Genomic DNA, 21549 nt, shown 5'->3' with positions numbered 1-21549 from the left:
CCCTTGGGGACGGAGAAGAACGGATCGCCTGTGCCGGACCCATGCAAAAAACTGTACGCCAGCATCCAAGGATGTCGAAAAATATCGTTTTTGGATGCTGACGTACATGTTTGGTTCGGCAGGGGACTAGGCAATCATTGCATCGAGTGTAATGAGTTCCCTGAGTCGCTCCGTGCGCGTTTGCCCATGGCGCTTTGCCTTTGCGTCAAATGCTTCAAGAACCGATTCGCCTACACGTGCCGATAAAACAACGCTTGGTTCATCGGAAATCGGCGGCCTTCCCAACTTGACGGTGTGGCCCTTCGGCCACTCATCTTTTTCGTATGCCGCTGCGGCTTTTTCTAGCTCACCGGGAGCAAACCCCATCATCTTTTCGAGCTGTTTAGCGTCCATAGCGCCTCCTATCGATCGATTCCGATTTCCCTGAGCACCTTGCGCGTAGGAGGGACAAGGGCGTGGTAAATGATGTAACCATCTCGGTCGGGGCAACATCGAGCAATGAGCTCCATGAGGCGGTTTTTTCCATCAAGTCCAACGAGAACGTAATCGATGCCTCCATTTTCAAGATCACGCCTAAACCATGCGAAAGCGGAGTTCCAAGCGCAGGTAATATCCGTCTCTGTCAGCCCATGTTTGAGGGCATGGGGGTGGATTGCGATGAGCTCCATAGGGACCTCTCTTTATGTATACAGTTTTGTAGACAAAAATACAAGCAGTTAATACGGTTAAGCAGCCTGTTTTGGTTGGACTGTTGGTTGCATAGTTGGCACGAGGGGCTCTACCGCTTCTTCATTTCTTAGTTCGGTATGCGAGCGGCCGTTGAACTCCCAGAGGGGAGTGTTTTCATAGACTATTGCGAGGAGCTTGGAGACCTTGTTTATCTCCGCTTGTTTGTAAAAATCGGGTCGTACGACGATTAATAATAATTCGGCATCTTCGGTTGTTTGTTGTGCTGTCGGCATGCCGTTGAGACCAATAGAACGCAAGAGTTTTGCCATGATGAAATCGAACTCGTCCTCTCTTGCGTGAAGGCTTGCGGCACCCAGCTTGGAATCATTCAAGATATACAATTTGAGATTATTAACAGATTGTGTGTAGCTGGCATATCCACAGACGATGTCCTCATAATCTAGTTTTTCGATTGGATGCTGCTTATGGCCAGTGAATATGGCCGCCCTCCTGCTCTGAACACGTCGCTCGCGTAACGAGCGCATTTCCTGGGTGTACTCGCTATGGCGTTCGTATCTTCGATAGGAATATCCGTAGTCGTCGTAGTAATAAGGGTTATTTTCGACCGTGTCGTCTAGTTCCGGCGCTATGAGGTACAGCTCTCCGTCCTTGGAAAGTATGCAGGGGTTGTCGATGCGCCCCGACTCCTCTTTGATTTTCCAAATAGTTTCATTTACTTCGAATATCGAGACTGGTTCGGGAGCGCAAGAATTGTAAAGCTCAACAAACTTCTCGAGCGAAATGATTCCGCAGGCATCTGTATAAGCGCGGGCAAAGCGCCAAACTTCCTGGTTCGCTGTGAGCTCGCGGAATTCTCTGTTGCTTGGAGCATCTTGTGGATTCTGGTATCTGGCGTGAAGCGCGATGTGCGATGAGGGCCACCTGTTGTCGGCCGCGACGTTCATGAGCTCAAGACGCAGGTACTCATTTGTGACGCGAGCGAGTGCCTCATAGTGGGCTAGGTCAAGCTCTGATCGAAAAGGTGCGTATTTGGGAACGGCGCGAGCGAACTTAATGCAGCGTGCGAGATAGGATTGTCCTAGGCGGGGGCCATAGTGCTTGTGTAGATGGCCGCCGACGGGGGGAGAGCAGTCCTTTGAGATTAGTAATGGGGTATCCGGCAGTCTCTTGTTCGAGGCGGCGCCCAATGAGCAACGCCCCCTCTAACGAAGTCTCATGATCGAGTCTCTTTTGATTGAGACTCTTGGCTTCAACGATCTTGCTGATATCTGAGCAGGCGCTTGATACGGTGTCGGACGTAAAGGTTGGAATCTTTTTTGCCATAACGATGCACTCCTGTGTGGCTCACGGATAACGGAAACGTTTGGTTGTGAGTGTCGTTCTTTGATGGCGACGACGAACAGGAGCGCAGCCTGTCTGAGATGGACGAGTGCGGTAACCACCGATCTTACTTACCGAGCCCGCTCCGGCGTGTCATTGGGGACCTCCGCAGGAACTCTCGACCATTCTCATGCCTTGAGGCGAGTATAGCATAAAAAGCAAACGTATGTTCTATTAAATCGATACTAGTCGTTGGGGACGTTCTTTAACGACTAGTCATTCAAGAACGTCCCCAATGACTAGATTGAAAAGCTGTACGCCAGCATCCAAAGATGTCGAAAAATGTCGACTTTGGATGCTGGCGTACATGTTTGGTTCGTATGGGTTCGGCTCGGTTGGCGCGAACTGGCCGCAGTGCGCGTGCTAGAGCAAATTCTCCTGCACCCACGCGATGATGTCGCCCGACTCGTAGAGTGGCGTGCCGTCAATGAACAGGCAGGGAACCTGGCGCTTTCCGCCGACGGTGATGAGCGTCTGCTCGGCATCGGAATCGGTCGAGATATTACGCTCGGGGATGGTCACGCCGTTATCGGCCAGGAAGCGCTTGACCTTTATGCAATACGGGCAGCCGGTCATAACGTAGAGCGCGAGCTCGTGATCAGTAGCCATAGGTCTCCAATCGGTTGAGGTTTCGATTGAAATACCCAAAGCCGCCGCGGTCTATGCACGCGTCAACGACGACTCGATTGCCTGTACCAGAAACGCCGTGGCTCCGGTGCCGCAGGGCTTGTCGTAGTAGTCAACAAAGCGCTGGTCGGCAAGATAACCATTGGCGAGGCCCAGGTATGCTTCGTCCTGGGGCTCGTGTCCCCAGTTAAGGCCAACCCATCGGCGGTGCATTGCGACAAGCTTGCGGGCTTCGTTACTCTTTGGATCGCCGTCGTCCATGGCAATCGAGAGCTGGCCCAAAATCGCGCGCTCGAGTTCTTTCATGTCGTTCCATGTCTCGGGATCCATATCCAGCAGTGCTTCGTTTGCGGCGTCGATCGCCTCGTCGCCATAGCGCGCTCGCGCCTCGGCACCGTAGCGCTCCTCGTTTTCCTGCACGGTGCGCCAGCGCTCCAGTTGGGGCAGCACGGCGCCCATGAGCGAGACGGCTTCGTCGAGCGACATGCCGGTGTTTTGTGCCAGCCGCGGAGCACAATCCTCGATCATTGCCTCCATCGTGGTCTTATAGGTGTACTTGCCGTGGTCGTAACACCACTTGCAGTAATGGTCGGTCGTGGCGCCCGTGGCATCGGTGCCGCAGTCGTCGGGCGTGAGCATCATGCCGCAGCTCTGGCAATAGTGCTCGGGCATTTCGAGCAGGTGGGACAGCGGCTCGCCGGTCACGGCGGCGATGAGCTTCATCATGTCGATGCCCGGCGTGACCTCGCCCCGCTCCCAGCGGCTGACGGCTTGGCGCGTGACATAGAGCTTGGCGGCGAGCTGCTCTTGGGTGAGGCTGTTGGCACGACGGACGGCGATGAGTTTTTCTGCAAAGGCCATGATAGCTCCTTTCTGCTGCTTGCGGCTTTAAGCATACGCGGCGGCCGACGCCCTTCCAAGCAACCGTTGGTTGCAAAAAGGGCGGTCGTGGTGGGGGATTGCACGCAGCGTCCATGCCCTCATGCCGTACAATGACCGGCATGGAACCTATTGCACACATACATACCGACCTGCCGCAGAAGTTCGGCATCCCGCGCAACAGCTTTTTGGCGCCCCATCTTGAGGGGCGCATTGTCTTTGAGCCGGAATATGCTTCCAGCGCGGCGGTTGAGGGCTTGGACTCCTTCTCGCACCTGTGGCTGCTCTGGCGCTTTGAAAACGGAACGCCCGGCGGCACGGCGGAAGACATCGCCGCCGATGCCAAGACGCAGGGCAGGTCCGGCACCAACGCCAAGTGGTCGAAAACCGTGCGTCCGCCGCGCCTGGGTGGAGCCGAGCGTGTGGGCGTATTTGCCACACGCAGCCCGTTTCGCCCCAATCCCATCGGTCTTACCTGCGTCAAGCTCGATCGTGTCGAGCTTACCGACGACGGCCCCATCATCCATGTGCTGGGAGCAGATCTGCGCGACGGCACGCCCATCTACGATATCAAGCCCTACATTCCGTTTGCGGACTGTCACCCGGATGCGACCGGCGGCTGGATTGAAGATGCGCCATGGCAAGAGCTCGACGTTGAGTTTCCGCATGCGCTGCAGGATATGGTCCCGCCTGCAAAGCTCTCCGGCTTGATAGAGGTCCTTCGCCAAGATCCGCGCCGCGCGGGCAGCAAGCACGAGCCAAACCGCGTGTACCACTTGGCTTACGCCGGGCTCGATATATCGTTTACGGTTGACGGAACCAGGCTGACGGTAACCGCCGTCGACGACGCGCAGGACTAACCGGCCATTTGTCCGCATTCCCATAGTGGTGCCGCGAGCATGGCTGCGATATTCAGTGGCTGCTCGACGAGGGGGCGCGTGTGGGCGTGGGCTATCAGGACGGCCGTCCATTCCATGGACCTTGCCACATTCGCGTGAATCTGGCGCTGCCGCTTTCGCGTGTAAGGGAGGCGTGCGACCGCTTGGACCGCTACGTTTTTAATGCACGGTAAGTGAGCGCTGCATGCGGGGCTGTCTGCCAGATTGGCTGGAAGGCCCCGTATGGTAAAGCATCTGTAACCATTGAGCGCAAGCGCGGTTTTGTCTGCTATTATTCAGCTCTTGAGTCTGTAAACAGGATCGTCTGGAGCTCGATGAAAAGCCCTCGTCGCTCGGCCGCCATATCGTTGTTTGTTGCGCTTGCAGTGGTGGGCGCCTTTGTCGTGGCGATAGCTGGCTGTTCCGGGTTGAATGATGGGGCCGCGGCGTCTGCATCAGAAGGCGCAGCCGCCTCGCAGGTCAAAGACGACAACCTTAAGACGCTCAACGTTGGCAGCGACCTCTATCCACCGTTTGTGTATAGCAACGAGTACGGCGATATTGTTGGCCTGGATGTCGATATTTTGACCGAGGCTTTGGGCCGCATTGGCTACAAGCCAAAGTACCAGCTGATCGACTGGGAAAAGAAGAAAGAGCTGCTGGCGAGCGGCGAGCTCGATTGCGTCATGGGCAGCTTTAGTATGACGGGCCGCGAAGGCGAGTATCGCTGGGCGGGGCCGTACCTTGCGAGCCGACAGGTGGTTGCTGTCGATCCCGAAAGCGATATCTACACGCTTGCCGATCTTGAGGGTAGGGTCGTGGCGGTCCAGTCCACCACCAAGCCCGAATCGATTCTGCTCAATCACACCAATGAAAACGTTCCGCAGATTAAGGAGCTCTACAGCTTTTCGGACCGCTCGTACCTGAACCCGGCGCTTGTCGAGGGCCTAGTCGACGCCATCGCCGCGCATGAGTCCTCGCTGCTCACCTACGAAAAAGACTATGGCGTGACGTATCGCATTTTGTCTGAGCCGCTGCTAGAGGTTGGTTTGGGCACCGCTTTCGATATCAACGACACACGCGGCATCGACGTTAAGCTCACCCATGCCTACCAAGAAATGCTTGCCGATGGCACCATGGAGCGCCTGGTGTCAAAGTATTTTGATGACCCTTCGCCCTTTTTGAATGTGGAGGGCCTGTCATGATTGATGCGTCCGACCACACCGCTCAGGAGCGGGGCGATCGTTCGGCACGGGAATGGCTCATCGTCGTCCTGTTGGGGATAGCGCTCTCGATTGTTGCCGGCGTGACGAGCTACGCCTACACGACAGCTCAGGCCGAGCAGCGCTTTGCCGACGTTGTCGATTACGTGGCGACACAGAGCCTTTCCTACGATGCGTTCAACAGCGCCTATGCGACCAAAAACCTGATTCGCGTTATGGAGATCGCCGGAGAGGCGGCGCGCGATATGGAGCGCGACGGCTCGGTGGATAACGCTACGTTGGAGCAATATGCTGACCAGTTTAATGTGACAGCGCTGATCGTAACGGATGCATCGGGCAACTTGGTGTCCGAGTCCTCGAAGGATGACGTGGGCTACGAGTCGCTCGCTGCGAATCTCAAAGAGGCGCCTGTGCTGGAGGTGGCAGCCCATCCGCTTAAGTCCTATACCGCTCGCATTACGCTTGCGGACGATTCGATCGCAGACATTGGCTGCGTGGCCCGGCGGGACGGTGAGGGCATCGTTGTCGCGGTGAGGCACCAGAGCGCCAAGGCGGTCGCGAGCAATACGCTCAAGTTGCAGAGCTTGCTCGATGGTTATGAGACTATCGATAGCGGCAATATCGTGATCGAAAACGACGGTAAGGTCGTTGCGACCAACGCTGTTGAGCCCGCCGTGTCGGGCGTGTTCGATTTGCCTGCGACGGATGCCATCGTTGTCAACGGCATTAAGGAGCGTTGCCTGGCTGGTAAGGTCAGATTGGTTAACGAAAGCGGTGAGTGGTATCTGGGCACATTTGGTAAAGCGCGCGATTTTTACGTGTACACCTATGCTCCCGCGCAGCGTTACTTTGAGGTTGTTGCCGCTGTTGTTGCCAGTGTGTTGGCACTCTACGGCGGTGTTATAGCCACTGTTGTGTTGGTGCGCCGCCGCGCCGAGAGCCAGCGCTTTGCCGACCTGTTGCTGCAGGAGCGCGACTATGGCGACAAGCTGGCAAAAGCGGCGCGCGAAGCTTCGTCTGCCAACTCTGCAAAGACGGAGTTCCTGCGTCGCATGAGTCACGACCTGCGCACGCCCATCAACGGCATTCGCGGTATGGTCGAGGTGGGCAATGCCAACGCGGACGACTTGCAAAAGCAGACTGAGTGCCGCTCAAAGATCTGGACGGCGTCGGGACTGCTGCTCGACCTTGCGAACGAGGCACTCGATATGAGCCGCTTGGAGAGCGGGCAGGTCGACCTGAATCTCGTGCCTACAGATATGGTGGCCCTCAACCGTGAGGTGTGCGATATCCTGGAGCGCCAGGCCGAGGAGCGCCTGGTGACAATTATCTGCGACCAACGGACTCTTGATCATCCCTATGCCCGGGTGAGCGTGACGCACCTCAAGCGCCTGTTGCTCAATATTGCCGGTAATGCCGTCAAGTACAACCGCCAGGGCGGCTATGTTCGCCTGACATGCCGCGAGGTGGAGCCGGTGGACGGTGTCCCCGTCTATGAATACACGATCGCCGATAACGGCATTGGCATGAGCGAGGAGTTTCAACAGCACCTCTACGAGCCGTTCAGCCGCGAGGAACAACAGGTGGAAGGCGCTTCATCGGGAACTGGCCTGGGCGCGTCTATTGCCAAACAGTTGGTCGAGCTTATGGGCGGAACCATGAGCTTTACGAGCGCCTTGGGGCAGGGGACGACGTTTACCATTTGCCTGCCGTTTGAGAAGTGCAAGAGTTCCGAGATTCCCCAGGCAGTTCGCGTGGATGCAGGCGACAGCGACGTGCTCCAGGGCCTGCGCGTTTTGCTCGTAGAAGATAACGACCTGAATGCCGAGATCGCACAGTTTACGCTCGACCGCGCCGGTGCCGTCGTGACACATGTCAAAGATGGCGAGTCTGCCGTCGAGACGTTTGCCGCGAGCGCGCCGCACGAGTACGACGTGGTATTGATGAACATCATGATGCCCGGCATCGATGGCCTTGAGGCCACGCGTCAGATTCGAGCGCTCGATCGCGAGGACGCCGCGACCACGCCGATTATCGCCGTGAGCGCCAATGCCTTTGCCGACGACCGTAGGCTTTCGCGCGAGGCGGGCATGAACGCGCATCTGAGCAAACCCGTGAGTTCTCAGGATCTCGTTGAGGCGCTTGCGCACATAGCCGCCGACGCTTCATAAACAAATGGCTCGGTTCCAATACTGGTTGGAACCGAGCCATTTTGCTATTTGTAGGACCTGTTTTTGGGCTTACTTTTCATGAATCTGCTTGCCGCAAAGATGCTCAATCGAAATCTCGTAGAGTTGGACGCCCTTGATGTCTTTGGCGATCTCCTCCTCGACTTCTTCGGCAGAAGGGTAGTACTTAAGCGCGAGCTGACGGACTTTGTCCTCGATAAACGCGGGCGCTTCATCTACCAGGCGACAACGACCAAAGACAACGGTACTCATAACGTAGGGAGCCCAGTCGCCGTCCTTGTACCACTCGTTGCCGTAAACGGTAAAGCAGACTTTATCATCATGCTTGAGTGAATCGACCTTGTGGCCAGCCTTGGCGCCATGGAAATAAATCTTGTCGTGCTCGGCGTCAAAGAAGTAGTTGACGGGAATGGCATAGGGGTAGCCATCATCGCCGTTGACGGCAAAGACGCCGCGCTTGCAGGTAGCGAGCAGTTCGCGCGCTTTCTCGTCGGTGATGGCGCGTTTCTTTCGACGTAAGGGCCTAAACATCGTTGGCTTCCTTTCTACTGCGCATGGTGGTTGAGCACAAACTATAGCGAAACAGCCCCGTTTTTCTTGATACAGGCGAGTATGTTTTTGAGCTTGCTAAAGTCGAGCGGTTTGGGCAGATGGGCGTTCATGCCGGCGTCGTGTGCCGCCTTGGCGTCTTCGGCAAAGGCGTTGGCGGTGAGCGCGATGATGGGGATGTCGGCCGCATCGGCCTTTTCGCTCAGGCGGATCGCCCGGGTTGCCTCGTAGCCGTCCATGCCCGGCATCATGATGTCCATCAGGATTGCATCGAAGCTGCCGGCGGGACGGCTAACGTATAGGTCGACTGTCTCGTTGCCGTCGGCGGCGCGAGTCACGACGATGCCTTCGCTTTCGAGCAGAGCTTGGGCAATCTCGGCATTGAGTTCGTTATCTTCTGCCAAAAGGACGTTCATGCCGGCGAGCGAGCAGCTGCTTACCTGCGTGTCTGCACATTCTTTTATCTGAGGGTTCTTGTCGATATCGAGCGGAATCCGGACGTCAAACGTACTCCCCACGCCAACCTCACTCGAAATCTCAATCGTGCCGCCCATCATATCGATGAGCGATTTGACGATAGACATGCCAATGCCGGTTCCTTGGAACTTGCTGCGCGCATCGGCGCCTTCCTGGGCAAACGGCTCGTAAATGTGCGTCAAAAACTCGGGCGTCATACCAATGCCGGTGTCCGAGACGCTAAAGCAAAACACGGCGTGCTCGTCGTCGACCGGCTTGATGGTCGATGAGAACGTGACGGTGCCTCCGTGCTTGTTGTACTTGATGCTGTTGTCGAGCAGGTTGACAAGGATCTGCCGAATATGGGTGGGGCTGCCGATCATATATTGGTCGACAGCGTAGGGCTCGCTGGTGTCGAGCATGGTTATGCCGCGGTCCGATGCGCGGAGCTTGCACAGTACGAGCGCATTGTCGCACAGCTCTTTAAGGTTGAATGATTCGTGCTCGAGCGTCACTTTGCGCTCCTCGATCCTGCCCATCTCGAGGATGTCGTTAATCAGTGACAGCAGGTGATTGGCGGCAACGCGCGCCTTGGCACGGCTTTCGCGGGCGACCTGCATGTCGCCTTCTCTCAATTCCTCAATTTCGATAAGGCCCAGGATGCCGTTGAGCGGCGTGCGGATGTCGTGGCTCATGCGCGTGAGGAAAGCGGTTTTGGCGGCGTTGGCGGCATCGGCTTTCTGCCGTTCCTCCTGTGCGCGGTAAAGCGACCAGACAAGGATGACGATGCCGGTGAGCAAAATGCAGATGACGACTGCCGCAATGACGATGCGGTTGCGGTAGAGAAGTCGGAACGCATCCGATTCTTGCGCCGAGTACGATGTGGGGAAATAGCTGTTTGCAGAGAGCGATTCACCTGCATTGACGATGCCCTTATTGATGATTCCCAGCAGCTCGGGCTTGCCGCGCGAAATTAAACACGATAGTTGTGCCGTGTTGGTGAGTTCCTGTGTTTCGAAATCCTCGATGTCGTAGATGTCGCGGAGAGTTTCCAGGCGCGTGCTGGGGACAATGATGCAACGTGCCTTCCCCTCATCGAGGGCTTTGAGCACCTCGCCGTCATTCGAATACTCGGTTACCGTTGCGTTCGGAAAGAGACTTTCGAGCTCAAAACGGTTAACGATTGTGCTCTTTGTACAAGCGATGTTCTTAAGGTCGCTGTTCAGGTTTTTGCCATTGTGAATGGCGGTCAGCGAAACCGTTCCCATCGAGTTTGACTGGATGACCCCTGTCTGCTCGGCGAGCCAGTAGTCGCGAAACAACGGCAGGGCGACATCGATGGTTCCGTTGGAAAGGGCTTTGATCATTTGCTTGTTGTTCGAGAGTGCGATTGTTTTGACCGTAATGTCAAACTTGTCGTGCAACGTCGTTGCAAGCGAGGCGAGCGACCCTTCCATCTCGCCGTCGTCATTTTGCGTACAGTAGGGAAGTTGGTTTTTAAGATAGCCGAGCGTGATGGTATTGCCGTTTTCTTTGAGCCAGGTGGTCTCGGTGCCGGTGAGCGATGACGAGCCACTGTTTTGGGTCGAGTAACTCGTTTTGACTTCCTCGTTATAGCGCGGGTTATCGCGGGCGATGGTCGTCATGGCGGCGTTGATGTCGTTCATCAGGTCAGGGCGGCTTTTGGGAACGGCAAAATAGTAGTCGCTCGAGCCTACGTAGAACATGGGTGACGCATCGGGCGACGAAATGGTGTCGTTCATGATGACGGCGTCGACCTCGCCGTCTGCAAGCGCCTCAAAGAGGGCGCTGCCGGTGTCGATTTCTTTATAGGTGCAGGTAACGTCTTCGTTGGCGAGCCACTGCTGGCCGACGATAGTTTGCATAACGCCAGAGTTGCAGCCGATGGTGAGGCCTTGGAGCGCCTGAGGGTCACCCTTAGCTAGATCGTCGCGGTCGGGCCTGGCGTAGATATAGTAGCGCTCGGTGCCCTCGGGATTTGAGGAAAAGAGCAGCTTCTGCTCGCGTTCTGCCGAATACGAGATGTTGGGCATGAGGTCGATTTCGCCTGCCTCGAGCATGTCCATAAGCTCGGAGAAGGTGCCGCTAACGTATTCGTATTGCCAGCCCTTTGTGTAATACGAGAGGGTCTGGAGGTACTCGTAGCCCCATCCCGAGAGGCGCTCGCCCGGCGTGCCTTCCTGGAAGCCTTTGTTGTTGACGAGCCAGCCAACGCGGACCGTCTTGACCTGGTGGTCGGAGTCGGCGGCAAAGGCGGGGGCAGGCATGACGGCGCTCAGTACGGTGAGTACGGCAACCGCGACGGCTAGGGTGCGATATAGAGCCAAACGAAGGATGGCGGAAGGTTTCACATGTAATCCTATCGAGTCGAGACAGTATCACATAAGGATACCAGCTCAACCTGCCCACTCAGCCACCGCACCGCTAAACGGTCAGGTAGTCATTGGGGACGTTCTTGTTTGACTAGTCATTTAAGAACGTCCCCAATGACTAGTTCCGTTTGCGGGGGAGGCGTGGGACAATACCGAGCGAATGTGATTGGGCGTCTGGGAAAAGAGGTCGCGATGAACAAGTTGAGGACGCTTGCTGACGTGTTGCGCCAGGCTGGCTTTGCGCGCATCACGGGCCTGTTTCTCGTCTTCTATCTGCTGTGCTCGACGGCCGTCTGGCTGTCCGAGCCCACGACCCTCACGTTTGGCGACGGCCTCTGGTTTAGCTTTGAGACCGTATCGACGATCGGCTTCGGTGATATCCCGGCCGAGACGCCGGTTGCCCGCGCTATCACCGTCGTTTTGAGCGTCATCAGCATCTTCTACATCGCCATGCTCACGGGCGTGGCGGTGAACTACTGCAACACGCTCATCAAGATGCGTCAAAAGGACACCATGGCGCGCTTTATGGACGATCTCGAGCATTTGGAAGAGCTCGATCGTGACGAGCTCGCCGACCTGTCGCGCCGTGTGCGCGAATATCGCCGACGCCAACGCTAGAACGGGCGACGCGCGTCACGACGAGGGGGACTGAATATGAATATCACGGTATACCTGGGCGCGAGCGTCGGCAACGACCCGGCGTTTCTGCCTGCAGTGCGAGAGCTCGGCACGTGGATTGGCTCCAACGGCCACGCGCTGGTATACGGCGGCTCCAAGTCGGGCCTGATGGGCGCGCTTGCCGATAGCGTGCTCAATGCTGGCGGGCATGTGACGGGCGTTGAGCCGAGCTTTTTTATCGAGGCAGAGTTTCAACACGACGGTATTGACGATCTCATCGTGACGAGTGACATGGCCGAGCGTAAGGCCAGGATGATCGAGCTCGGCGACGCGTTCATCGCCTTCCCGGGCGGTACGGGCACGCTCGAGGAGATTGCCGAGGTCATGTCCGCCGTGTCGTTGGGGCATCTCGATGCGCCGTGCATCCTGTACAACCTCGGGGGCTACTACAACGATCTTAAGTCGCTGCTCGGGCGCATGATCGACAAGGGCCTATCGAGCCCGCAGCGCCAGACCGGCATCTACTTTGCCGACGACCTGCGTCAAATCGCATCGATTATCGGCGCCTAAGCCTTAGGCTCATCGCTCGTGCGGCACCCAACGGCACCGTTCGCGGCGTAGATGGTTAGCCCGCCCGAGGCCTGCTCGTCCTACAATAAAACGTATCTTTGTCGATTTGACCACGGGAGGTCCCGATGGATACCCTTGCAAAACCCAAAAACCGTGCGCTGTTCTTAGTGAGCGTGGCCGTGACCGGTGCGTTTGCAGGCGCCGCGGTCTGGCTGTTTTTCTTTGCGATGGAGCACGGTATCGACTATCTATGGACCGAGATCCCGCATATGCTGGGCGTCGCTTCGCCCGAGCTCGCGAGCGGTCCGTTCGGTTTTTTGCCGTATCCGTTTTTCGTCTGCCTGCTGGGCGGTCTGCTGATTGGTCTGTACGCAAAGATGACGGGCACCAAGACCGATGACCTCAACCAGGTGATGGCCAAGGTTAAACAAGACGGTCGCTACCCGTACGACAACCTGGGCAAGCTTTCACTCGCGGCATTGCTGCCGCTGCTGTTTGGCGGAAGTATTGGACCGGAGGCCGGCCTGACCGGCGTTATCGCGGGTCTGTGCAGCTGGGTCGGCGACCGCATGCGTCGCTTTGGCGCCGAGTTTAGGGAGCTCACGCTGTTGGGCACCCAGGCTGCCCTGACGGCGCTCTTTACCGCGCCCGTGTTTGGCTTTGTGGCGCCGCTCGCCGGTAGCGCCGACGGCCAGGGCGCTGGCGAGGACTCCGCGTCCGACGAGATCACCATCAAGCTGCCCAAGGCACAAAAGACCGTGGTCTACGGCATCGCGATTGCCGGCGGTCTGGGCACCTATCTGCTGCTCGGCCAGCTCATGGGTGGCGGCATGGGCATGCCGAGGTTCGAGGCTGCCCAGGTGGGTAACCTCGAGCTTGCCTGGCTCATTCCGCTGGCGTTGGTCGGTACCGTATGCGGCTGGCTGTACTTTGTCTCGGAGCACGCGAGCGAAGCGCTTGCCCATGCCATAGGGGAGCGCCCTGTCGTCAAGGCGATGCTGGCTGGTCTGGCCCTCGCTATCTGCGGCACGGTTTTGCCCTACACCATGTTTGCCGGCGAGACCCAGGCCGACGTGCTCATGGAGACCTACCTCACCATTCCCGCCGGCGTGCTTATCGCGACCGGCCTGGTCAAGGCCATGCTGACGCCCGCCCTCATCAATATGGGTTGGCGCGGCGGCCACTTCTTCCCGGTTATCTTCTCGGGCGTAAGCCTGGGCTACGGCCTTGCCATCCTCACCGGTGCCGATCCGGTCTTTTGCGTCGCCGTCTGCACGGCATCGACGATGGGTGCGGTCATGCGTCAGCCGGTCATGGTTGTGGGCCTGCTGCTCATGTGCTTCCCGCTCAAGGGTATCGTCTGCATGATCATCGCCGCCGTCATTGCGGCAGGCATTCCGCTGCCCAAACCGCTGCGCAAGTAGCACGATAGCGCGTGCCGGGGATATGCCATTTGTCACGGATTTGCGGCGGGGGCGATCGCGTCCTTCGTGGATTGAGACTCGCGTGCCTACAGGTCGTGTACTCGATAAACCTTGGTGCTGACGGTGCAGCTGATTGCGCATAGCGCGAGGGCCAGCACGGCAATTCCTGCGCACAGACAGCCCAGAACGGCAGGATCGGGATTCGCTCCGGCAATCGACATGAGCCAGTTGCTGATGGGGTTGGAGGAGCTCAGCGCTGCCATGGCAAGGCACCCGAGCAGGGCAAACAGGCCGACGGAAAGGCGCAGCGCCTCCATGTGTCCAAATCGAAAGAACAGCGGCTGTGCCAAAAACACCATCATGAGGGAGATGAGCATCGATGCGGCGGAGGCTATTGTGGTCTCAAAGACGGTCTGTCCCGTCGAGGGAATACCCGCGCTGTTGAAGAGCGGGATGGAGACGATGCTCAAAAGCGCGGCGGCGCACGCCATGACGGCCGAGAAGACAATGATGCTCAGGTAGCGTGCACAGATGATGTCTTTGCGCGAGATGGGCAGCGTTGCCCGATAGCGCTCCCATCCGTTTTGATTGTCGTAGCCGGCCAGCGAGTTCATGACCATGATGGGTGACATGGCACTGACCGCGCAGGCGCCAGCACTCATGCCAGAGTCACCGTCCGATGCGTTGGCGAGGGTCAACACGACGAAGATGAACAGGCCGACACCCGCGATGCTCGGGACGAGCGTGCGGACGATGGCGAGCTCAGACATAAAGGCGCGTTTCATTTCGAAGCCCCTTTCAGCGTGAGGCGAAGATAGTCATCAATGGTTGCCCGGTCGCAGGGAATCTCGGGGAAGGCCTCGAGCACATCGCGACGGTTGGGCACGAGCACGTCCACGCTATAGGCGTGGTGGGCGGCACGGGCGCCTTCGACGCAAGCCATAAGCTCTGCGGCCTGTGCTTGGGTGCAGTGGGCGATGCCGGCTCGGTCGGTAATGTCCTCGCGCGGCAGGTCAAACACAATCGAGCCGTTATCGATGCAGATGACGCGGTCGGCAGTGCGATCGAGGTCGGATGTAATGTGGCTCGAGAGCAGCACGCTGTGCTGGCCGTCGGCGACAAAGGCAAGCAACTCGTCGAGCAGTTCCTCGCGCGCCATGGGATCGAGGCCCGCGGTGGCTTCGTCCAAAACGAGCAGCTTGGCATTGTGGCTGAGCGCACAGGCGAGCTGCAGCTTCATGCCCATGCCGCGGGAGAGGTCCTTGACCTTCGTCTTGGGATCGAGGCCAAATCGGTCGATGAATCCGGCGAACGTTTCGCAGCTCCACGTGGGGTATGCCGGGCCTACGAGCTTCTCGACCTGGCCCACCTTGAGCGTGGAGGGGAAGGGACACGTGTCCAGGACAAGCCCGATGCGGGAGCGCAGGTGGCGCTGCGTCTCGTCGGGCGCGTTGGCGTCGCAGCGCTGTCCAAGCAGATGCACCTCGCCGGCATCGGGCTTTATAAGCCCAAGCGCGGCGCGAATGGTCGTTGGCTTTGCCGGCGCCATTTGCGCCCACAAAGCCAACGATCTGGCCGGGCTCCACGGCAAGCGTGACGTCGCGCAGTGAAAAGCGGTCGCTCACGCGGCGCGATACACCTTTGAGTTCTAGCAACTTTTGCATGGTATAGCCTTTCTTGCAGATGGCTACTGCATGGTTTCGGGGGCTACGAGGTCGAGCATCTCGTGCAGCTTGTCGCGCGTGACGCCCAAGGCTTCGGCTTGGCTCGCCGCTTTCGCAAGCAGCTCTTCGATATGGCAGAGCTGATTTTCGCGCAAGAGTTCTTGGTTGCCCTCGGCGACAAAACAGCCCTTGCCCTGCACGGTGCAGATAAACCCGAGCTGCTCCAGGTCGGCATAGGCGCGCTTGGTGGTGATGACGCTCACGCCAAGATCGCTCGCGAGTGCGCGGATGCTGGGGAGTTTGGCTCCCGCAGCGAGTGTGCCCGGAAGGATTTGAGCTTTGACCTGCGAGGATATCTGTTCGTAGATGGGCTTATCGCTCGAATTGGATAGGATGATGTCCACAGCGGCTCCTTAGCTGTTGGGCTACACGTGTATATAACCGGTAAGCACAGTATATATACACTATGCACAGTTATGCAAGAGCTAAATGTGGAATAGCCCATCGGCGCCGCGCTTGCTCCAAAACAATCTCAATCAGTAACACCTGGGTCCGTTTTGGGTCGCCTTCTGTTACAGATTGAGATGTTATTTGCCCGCCTGCCTATTTGTCTCAATCTGTAACAGTAAGAGGCGATTTGCGCGGCTAGATGTTACAGAACGAGACATTGGCTGCCTGCCTTTCCGTTTGTCTCGATTTGTAACATCTGGAGATCAAAAACCTGTTTATCTGTTACAGATTGAGATTTTGTCGACAGGTCCATTCATTTGTCTTGATCTGTAACATCTAGGCCCGTTTTTGCTGGCTAACTGTTACAGATCAAGATATTGGCTGCCCGCCCTGTGCGTTCATCTCAATCTGTAACATCTGGAGGTCAAAACCCCTTCTAGGTGTTACAGATTGAGACAAACCGTCGCGGAACACCGCTGACATTCCACCGTCCGAGCCCCAACTGATGAATTTGTCCTGATAGGTGCCCTAGAGCGAGATTTCGCGGCTACAATAGTACGGTTTCAACGACGTAATGCACTCAATGCAAGAAAGGATCCGCATGGCAAGCCTGTCGGATGAAATCTCGTCGCGCCGCACATTCGCGATCATCAGCCACCCGGACGCCGGTAAGACCACGCTTACCGAGAAGCTGCTGCTCTATACCGGCAGCATCCAGACCGCCGGCTCGGTCAAGGGCAAGAGCTCGGCCAAGCACGCCGTCTCGGACTGGATGGACATCGAGAAGGAGCGCGGCATTTCCGTTACCTCCTCGGTGCTGCAGTTCACCTATAATGGCGCCTGCGTCAACATCCTCGATACCCCCGGCCACCAGGACTTCTCGGAGGATACCTACCGTACCCTTATGGCCGCCGACGCCGCAGTCATGGTCATCGACGGCGCTAAGGGCGTCGAGGCCCAGACCAAAAAGCTCTTTAAGGTCTGTACGCTGCGCCACATTCCCATCTTCACCTTTGTGAATAAGCTCGACCACGAGGCTCGCGATCCGTTTGAGCTCATGGAAGAGATCGAGAACGTCCTGGGTATCAATACGTATCCCATGAACTGGCCGATCGGCAGTGGTCGCAACTTCCGCGGCGTGTTCGACCGTCAGACCCGTCGCGTCATTGCCTTTGAGGGCGACGGTCACGCCAACGCCACCAAGAAGGTCGCCGAGGTCGAGGCCGAGCTGGGCGATCCTTCCATGGACGAGCTCATCGGCGAGGAGAACCACAAGAACCTGATGGACGACATCGAGCTGCTCGATGGCGCCGGCGACGAGCTCGACTTGGATGCTGTGGCCTGCGGCAAGCTGAGCCCGGCGTTCTTTGGCTCGGCGCTCACCAACTTTGGTGTGGAGCCCTTCCTCAAGGAGTTCCTGCGCCTGGCCCCGACGCCGCGCGCCTATACCGATACGCTCACCAGTGAGCCGGTCGATCCCTGCCGCGACGACTTTAGCGGCTTTGTGTTTAAGATCCAGGCCAATATGGACAAGAACCACCGAGACCGTATCGCCTTTGTGCGCATTTGCTCGGGCAAGTTCGAGCGTGGCATGGACGCCTTCCACGTGCAGGGCAACCGCAAGCTTAAGCTTGCTACGGGCACGTCGATGATGGCCGATGACCGCGCCATCGTGGACGAGGCGTACGCGGGCGATATCGTGGGCCTGTTCGACCCGGGTATCTTTAGCATCGGCGACACCGTGTGCTCCGGCAAGCGCCACGTGCAGTATCCGCAGATCCCGACGTTTGCCCCCGAGATGTTCGCCCGCATTACGCAGGTCGACACGCTCAAGCGCAAGCAGTTCGTCAAGGGTATGGAGGAGCTTGCCCAGGAGGGTGCCATCCAGATCTTCCGCGAGCTGGGTGCCGGCATGGAGAGCGTCATCGTGGGCGTGGTCGGTGTGCTGCAGTTTGAGGTACTCGAGCGCCGCCTTAAGGCCGAGTATCGTGTTGAGGTCCGTCGCCAGCCGCTGCCCTATACGGACATCCGCTGGATTCAGAACGACCCCGATACCATTGATATCCCGGGCCTTTCGCTCACGCGTGACACGCTGCGCGTCGAGGACATGCGCGGCGGTAAGCTGCTGCTGTTCACGAGCCCGTGGAACGTGGATTGGGCAACCGATCACAACCCCGATCTTATCCTGTCGGAGTTTGGCAACGTAGCCTTTTAATGCATCGGCGCGGTGGCCCTGTGGGGCTGCCGCGTCGTTTGCTTGCCTGATGCCGTGTGAGCGGCTATTATACCCATCGTCGTCTCAAGCCCGTGACGTCCGAGCAGTTCGGGTCCGATATCCTGCTCGTTAAACCTAAAACCAAAGGAGTACATAATGATCAAGAAGGTCATGGAGGACTACAAGGTCCTGTTGCGGAGCATTCCCGCGGCAACGGTTTCGCTGTTTTTCGTGAGTGTCATCATGATGAACCTGCTGGCCAACAAAGAGCTTATCAGCCTGCCGTATCTGGCACTCGATTGCGGCTTTGTGGTGAGCTGGGTTTCGTTTTTGTGCCAGGACATGATCTGCAAGCGCTTTGGCGCCAAGGCATCCATCAAAATCTCTGTCCTTGCGCTGCTGGTCAACCTGGCCGTGAGCCTGTGCTTTTGGGCGTGCTCGCTCACGCCCGGCATGTGGGGCGCTTACTACGACACGGGCATGATCGAGGTCAACACTGCCCTTAACGCCACCATTGGCGGCACCTGGTACGTGGTGCTGGGCTCTTCGCTGGCAATGCTCGTTTCTGCCGTGGTTAATTCCACGCTCAACCAGTCGCTCGGCCGTATGCTCAAAAAGAATAACTTTGCGAGCTTTGCCTTCCGCTCTTATGTGTCCACGGGTGTTGGCCAGTTTATCGACAACTTGGTCTTTGCCATTGTGGTGAGCCACACGTTCTTTGGTTGGACCTGGGTGCAGGTCCTTATGTGCTCGCTGACCGGCGCTGTTGCCGAGCTGCTGTGCGAGGTCTTTCTGAGCCCCGTGGGCTATAAGGTCGTGCGCGGCTGGGAGCGCGAGAATGTGGGCGCCGAGTACCTCGAGCGCCACGCAACCGCCTAAGGAGCAAGTATGCGGGTTTTGATCACGGGCGCTTCGGGCGGTATCGGAGCCGCGTGCGTGCAGCGCTTTTTGGACGAGGGCCACGAGGTCGTGGGCTTTGACCTGCTGCCGGCGGCGATCGAACACGAGCGCTACCGGCATCTGATTGTTGATGTCCGCGAACCGGACTCGTTTCCAGACGACCTTGAACCACAGGTAATCGTAAACGTTGCCGGCACGCAGGATTCGGCCGACGACATCGCTGCCAACCTGCGTGGCACCATCAACGTGACCGAGTGCTATGCCTTTGTGGGGGAGGGTCTTGCCGCCAAGCCGACACCGGCTATCACATCCGTGGTCAATGTGGGATCGGCGAGCGGACATACGGGATCGGAGTTTCCCGCCTATGCTGCCAGCAAGGGCGGCATTATCGCCTACACCAAAAACCTTGCAAACCGTCTGGCGCCGCAGGCCATTGCCAACAGTGTGGACCCGGGCGGCGTTATCACGCCGCTCAACCGTTGCGTGATGGAAGACGAACACCTGTGGAACCAGATTATGGAGCTCACGCCGCTTAAGCGCTGGGCCACCGCCCAAGAGATCGCCGAGTGGATCTACTTTGTGGGCGTGACCAACCGGTTTATGACCGGGCAGAGCCTGCTGATCGATGGCGGCGAGGCCGGCCGCACCCAGTTTATCTGGCCCGAGTAGAAAACGCGCCCGATGGAAATCCGTCGGGCGCGTTTTTGATGTATTGATTTTTAGCCGAGGCAAGTCCAGTTGACGGGGGTCGAGCCGCGCTGTTCGAGTAGCCGATTGGCTGCCGAGAAGGGGCGCGACCCTATAAAGGCGGGGAGTTCTGCCGTGGCGCGGTTGGCCGAAAGCGGCGAGGGGTGCGTAGAAGCTAGGCAGAACTTGCCGGTTGCCTTGCCTGCGCCGATCGCGTCGAGCTTGCCCTCAACCATTTGCTGGGCAAAGCGGCCCCATGCCAAAAAGATGACCGGCTGGGGCAGCTGACAGCAGCGTTCGATAATATAGTCGGTGAGCGTGCTCCAGCCCAGCTTGGCGTGCGAATTGGCGGCATGCTTGCGCACGGTGAGCGTGGTGTTAAGGAGCAGGACGCCCTGTTGTGCCCATGGGGTTAGGTCTCCCGTGGCAGGAAAGGGGCAGTCCAGATCGGCTTTGAGTTCCTTATAGATGTTGCGCAGGCTCGGCGGCAACTTGGTTTGCGTCGCGGGGACCGAGAACGATAACCCCATGGCCTGGTTGGGTCCGTGATAGGGATCTTGACCCAAGATGACAACCTTGACCTGGTCGGCCGGCGTGTAGGCGAGGGCATTGAGGATGTCGTCTTGTGCCGGGTAGATGGTCTGCTCGGCACGCAAAAGGGCGATGCGCTCGAGCAGCTGGTTCGTCGTGTCGCGTACCGGCTGCGGCGCATCGCCCAACCAAGTTGCTATGTTGCGGTCGCGCGTTGCGGTGTCCATGGAACTCCTTTATGGCAGATACTCTGTTGGTATCTATTGTAAAGGCGCACCGGTTGCCTTTATGCCGCGGCTGTATGAAGAGTGGGGCCTACGAGACGTGCTCGGGTGCTCCTGCCATGTGAGCGTGTCCTTGCGAGCGAAGGCGCGGGAGCTCGACGGTTGCCGCCATGACGCCGGTGAGGATGAGGGCGGCGCCAAAGAAGGCGATGGGGCTCAGGACCTCGCCGACCAGGAAGAACGAAAAGACGGCGGAGCAGACCGGCTCGAGCGAGAAGGCAAAGCCCGTGGTCTCGGCGGGCACGTGGGGCTGTACGAGCGTCTGGGTGATAAAGCCGTAGGCAGAGCAGATGAGTGCGAGTGCGACGACAACGACGATCTCGCTCGGCGTGCTGGGAAGCGTAAAGCCGCCAAAGGTAAATGCGGCGATGCCCGAGAACAGGCCGCCGAAGCCCAGCTGCCAAACACCCAGGGCCAGCGGATCGACTTCTTCGACAAAGCGCTTGGCTACGATAATGTGGCCGGCATAGATAAAGGCCGAGAGCAGCATGATGATCGCGCCGGGATTCAGGCTGGTAAAGTCGGCGCCCGAGAGCAGCAGCATACCGCAGGTGACGATGGCAGTTCCAATGAGCACCTTGCGCTCGGGGGCGCGACGCAGCAGAGCTGCGTTGGCAAACGGCACGATTACGACCGTCAGGCTCTGCAAAAAGCCGGCGGTTGAGGCGGAGGTGAGGCTGGAGCCCAAGCACATGCAGGTGAGCTCGGTTGCCATGATGGCGCCGATGATGGCGGCGCGAACCATCAGGTCGCGGTTAATGCGCAGCGCGTGCTTGTGGAAGAGCAGCAGGCAGGCCACAAAGGCGATGATGCAGCGCAGCGCAACGATGCTCGTGGCGTTCATGCTGTCCATGCCGATCTTCATGAGGGGGTACGAAAAGCCCCATGCGACGGGAACGGAAAACGAGAGCGCGATTGCTTTTTTGCGATCCATGGGACTCC

20 protein-coding genes are annotated in these 21549 nt (G+C 58.1%); 9 read left to right on the top strand and 11 right to left on the bottom strand.

Annotation, left to right across the window (positions count from 1 at the left end; translation table 11 throughout):
• Positions 1-126: 126 nt before the first annotated feature.
• The 4 genes from DXC67_RS00300 to DXC67_RS10330 form a co-directional block, all read right to left on the bottom strand.
• Positions 127-393 (bottom strand): ribbon-helix-helix protein, CopG family, encoded by a 267-nt coding sequence (locus DXC67_RS00300; protein WP_055252530.1) that lies wholly within the window; start codon positions 391-393, stop codon positions 127-129.
• Between the two features lie 332 nt (positions 394-725).
• Positions 726-1877 (bottom strand): hypothetical protein, encoded by a 1152-nt coding sequence (locus tag DXC67_RS00290; protein WP_117636913.1) that lies wholly within the window; start codon positions 1875-1877, stop codon positions 726-728.
• Between the two features lie 556 nt (positions 1878-2433).
• Positions 2434-2679: a glutaredoxin gene (locus DXC67_RS00285; protein ID WP_117636912.1), complete on the bottom strand. Its 246-nt coding sequence runs from the start codon at positions 2677-2679 to the stop codon at positions 2434-2436.
• 51 nt (positions 2680-2730) lie between these two features.
• Entirely contained in the window at positions 2731-3558 is an 828-nt protein-coding gene (locus tag DXC67_RS10330) for a TipAS antibiotic-recognition domain-containing protein (protein WP_158551252.1), read from the bottom strand.
• A 140-nt stretch (positions 3559-3698) separates the two neighbouring features.
• On the opposite strand from DXC67_RS10330, the gene tsaA reads away from it, so the two are divergent.
• From tsaA to DXC67_RS00260, 3 genes are all read left to right on the top strand, one after another.
• Positions 3699-4436, top strand: a complete 738-nt coding sequence (gene tsaA / locus DXC67_RS00275) for a tRNA (N6-threonylcarbamoyladenosine(37)-N6)-methyltransferase TrmO (RefSeq protein WP_233503108.1) — start codon at positions 3699-3701, stop codon at positions 4434-4436.
• Positions 4437-4789: 353 nt separating this feature from the next.
• Complete coding sequence (locus DXC67_RS00265; RefSeq protein WP_117636910.1) at positions 4790-5659, top strand: ABC transporter substrate-binding protein; 870 nt, start codon at positions 4790-4792, stop codon at positions 5657-5659.
• Positions 5656-7848, top strand: coding sequence for an ATP-binding protein (locus DXC67_RS00260; protein ID WP_117636909.1), 2193 nt, complete (start codon positions 5656-5658; stop codon positions 7846-7848). The genes DXC67_RS00265 and DXC67_RS00260 overlap by 4 nt, the downstream gene beginning before the upstream one ends.
• A gap of 69 nt (positions 7849-7917) precedes the next feature.
• On the opposite strand, the gene DXC67_RS00255 is transcribed toward DXC67_RS00260, so the two are convergent.
• Complete coding sequence (locus tag DXC67_RS00255; RefSeq protein WP_055252525.1) at positions 7918-8397, bottom strand: pyridoxamine 5'-phosphate oxidase family protein; 480 nt, start codon at positions 8395-8397, stop codon at positions 7918-7920.
• A 41-nt stretch (positions 8398-8438) separates the two neighbouring features.
• Positions 8439-11243: a transporter substrate-binding domain-containing protein gene (locus DXC67_RS00250; RefSeq protein ID WP_117636908.1), complete on the bottom strand. Its 2805-nt coding sequence runs from the start codon at positions 11241-11243 to the stop codon at positions 8439-8441.
• Positions 11244-11456: 213 nt separating this feature from the next.
• Between DXC67_RS00250 and DXC67_RS00245 the strand changes: the two genes are divergently transcribed.
• The 3 genes from DXC67_RS00245 (at position 11457) to DXC67_RS00235 (ending at position 13876) form a co-directional block, all read left to right on the top strand.
• Positions 11457-11882 (top strand): potassium channel family protein, encoded by a 426-nt coding sequence (locus DXC67_RS00245; protein WP_055252221.1) that lies wholly within the window; start codon positions 11457-11459, stop codon positions 11880-11882.
• A 36-nt stretch (positions 11883-11918) separates the two neighbouring features.
• Positions 11919-12452: a TIGR00730 family Rossman fold protein gene (locus tag DXC67_RS00240; RefSeq protein ID WP_117636907.1), complete on the top strand. Its 534-nt coding sequence runs from the start codon at positions 11919-11921 to the stop codon at positions 12450-12452.
• Between the two features lie 125 nt (positions 12453-12577).
• Complete coding sequence (locus DXC67_RS00235) at positions 12578-13876, top strand: chloride channel protein (RefSeq protein ID WP_117636906.1); 1299 nt, start codon at positions 12578-12580, stop codon at positions 13874-13876.
• An 86-nt stretch (positions 13877-13962) separates the two neighbouring features.
• On the opposite strand, the gene DXC67_RS00230 is transcribed toward DXC67_RS00235, so the two are convergent.
• From DXC67_RS00230 to DXC67_RS00220, 3 genes are all read right to left on the bottom strand, one after another.
• Positions 13963-14661 (bottom strand): ABC-2 transporter permease, encoded by a 699-nt coding sequence (locus DXC67_RS00230; protein ID WP_117636905.1) that lies wholly within the window; start codon positions 14659-14661, stop codon positions 13963-13965.
• Positions 14658-15425 (bottom strand): ATP-binding cassette domain-containing protein, encoded by a 768-nt coding sequence (locus DXC67_RS00225; protein ID WP_233503107.1) that lies wholly within the window; start codon positions 15423-15425, stop codon positions 14658-14660. The genes DXC67_RS00230 and DXC67_RS00225 overlap by 4 nt, the downstream gene beginning before the upstream one ends.
• 138 nt (positions 15426-15563) lie before the next feature.
• Positions 15564-15944 (bottom strand): GntR family transcriptional regulator, encoded by a 381-nt coding sequence (locus DXC67_RS00220; RefSeq protein WP_117636904.1) that lies wholly within the window; start codon positions 15942-15944, stop codon positions 15564-15566.
• Positions 15945-16591: 647 nt separating this feature from the next.
• Here DXC67_RS00220 and DXC67_RS00215 point away from each other — a divergent pair.
• From DXC67_RS00215 to DXC67_RS00205, 3 genes are all read left to right on the top strand, one after another.
• Positions 16592-18205: a peptide chain release factor 3 gene (locus tag DXC67_RS00215; RefSeq protein WP_055286676.1), complete on the top strand. Its 1614-nt coding sequence runs from the start codon at positions 16592-16594 to the stop codon at positions 18203-18205.
• Positions 18206-18361: 156 nt separating this feature from the next.
• Positions 18362-19084 (top strand): VUT family protein, encoded by a 723-nt coding sequence (locus DXC67_RS00210; RefSeq protein ID WP_233503106.1) that lies wholly within the window; start codon positions 18362-18364, stop codon positions 19082-19084.
• 9 nt (positions 19085-19093) lie between these two features.
• Complete coding sequence (locus DXC67_RS00205) at positions 19094-19774, top strand: SDR family NAD(P)-dependent oxidoreductase (RefSeq protein WP_117636903.1); 681 nt, start codon at positions 19094-19096, stop codon at positions 19772-19774.
• Between the two features lie 50 nt (positions 19775-19824).
• On the opposite strand, the gene DXC67_RS00200 is transcribed toward DXC67_RS00205, so the two are convergent.
• Together DXC67_RS00200 and DXC67_RS00195 are read right to left on the bottom strand one after the other, a co-directional pair.
• The gene (locus DXC67_RS00200; protein WP_117636902.1) at positions 19825-20550 is read right to left on the bottom strand and encodes a uracil-DNA glycosylase; all 726 of its coding nucleotides are present in this window, start codon (positions 20548-20550) and stop codon (positions 19825-19827) included.
• A gap of 88 nt (positions 20551-20638) precedes the next feature.
• On the bottom strand, positions 20639-21541 hold the full coding sequence (locus DXC67_RS00195; protein ID WP_117636901.1) for a DMT family transporter: 903 nt from the start codon (positions 21539-21541) through the stop codon (positions 20639-20641).
• Between the last annotated feature and the right edge of the window lie 8 nt (positions 21542-21549).

Source organism: Collinsella sp. TF07-1 (assembly GCF_003437235.1).
Taxonomy (GTDB): domain Bacteria; phylum Actinomycetota; class Coriobacteriia; order Coriobacteriales; family Coriobacteriaceae; genus Collinsella.
The sequence above is the reverse complement of the archived record's forward strand: the minus strand, read 5'-3'. Positions and strand labels throughout refer to the sequence as shown.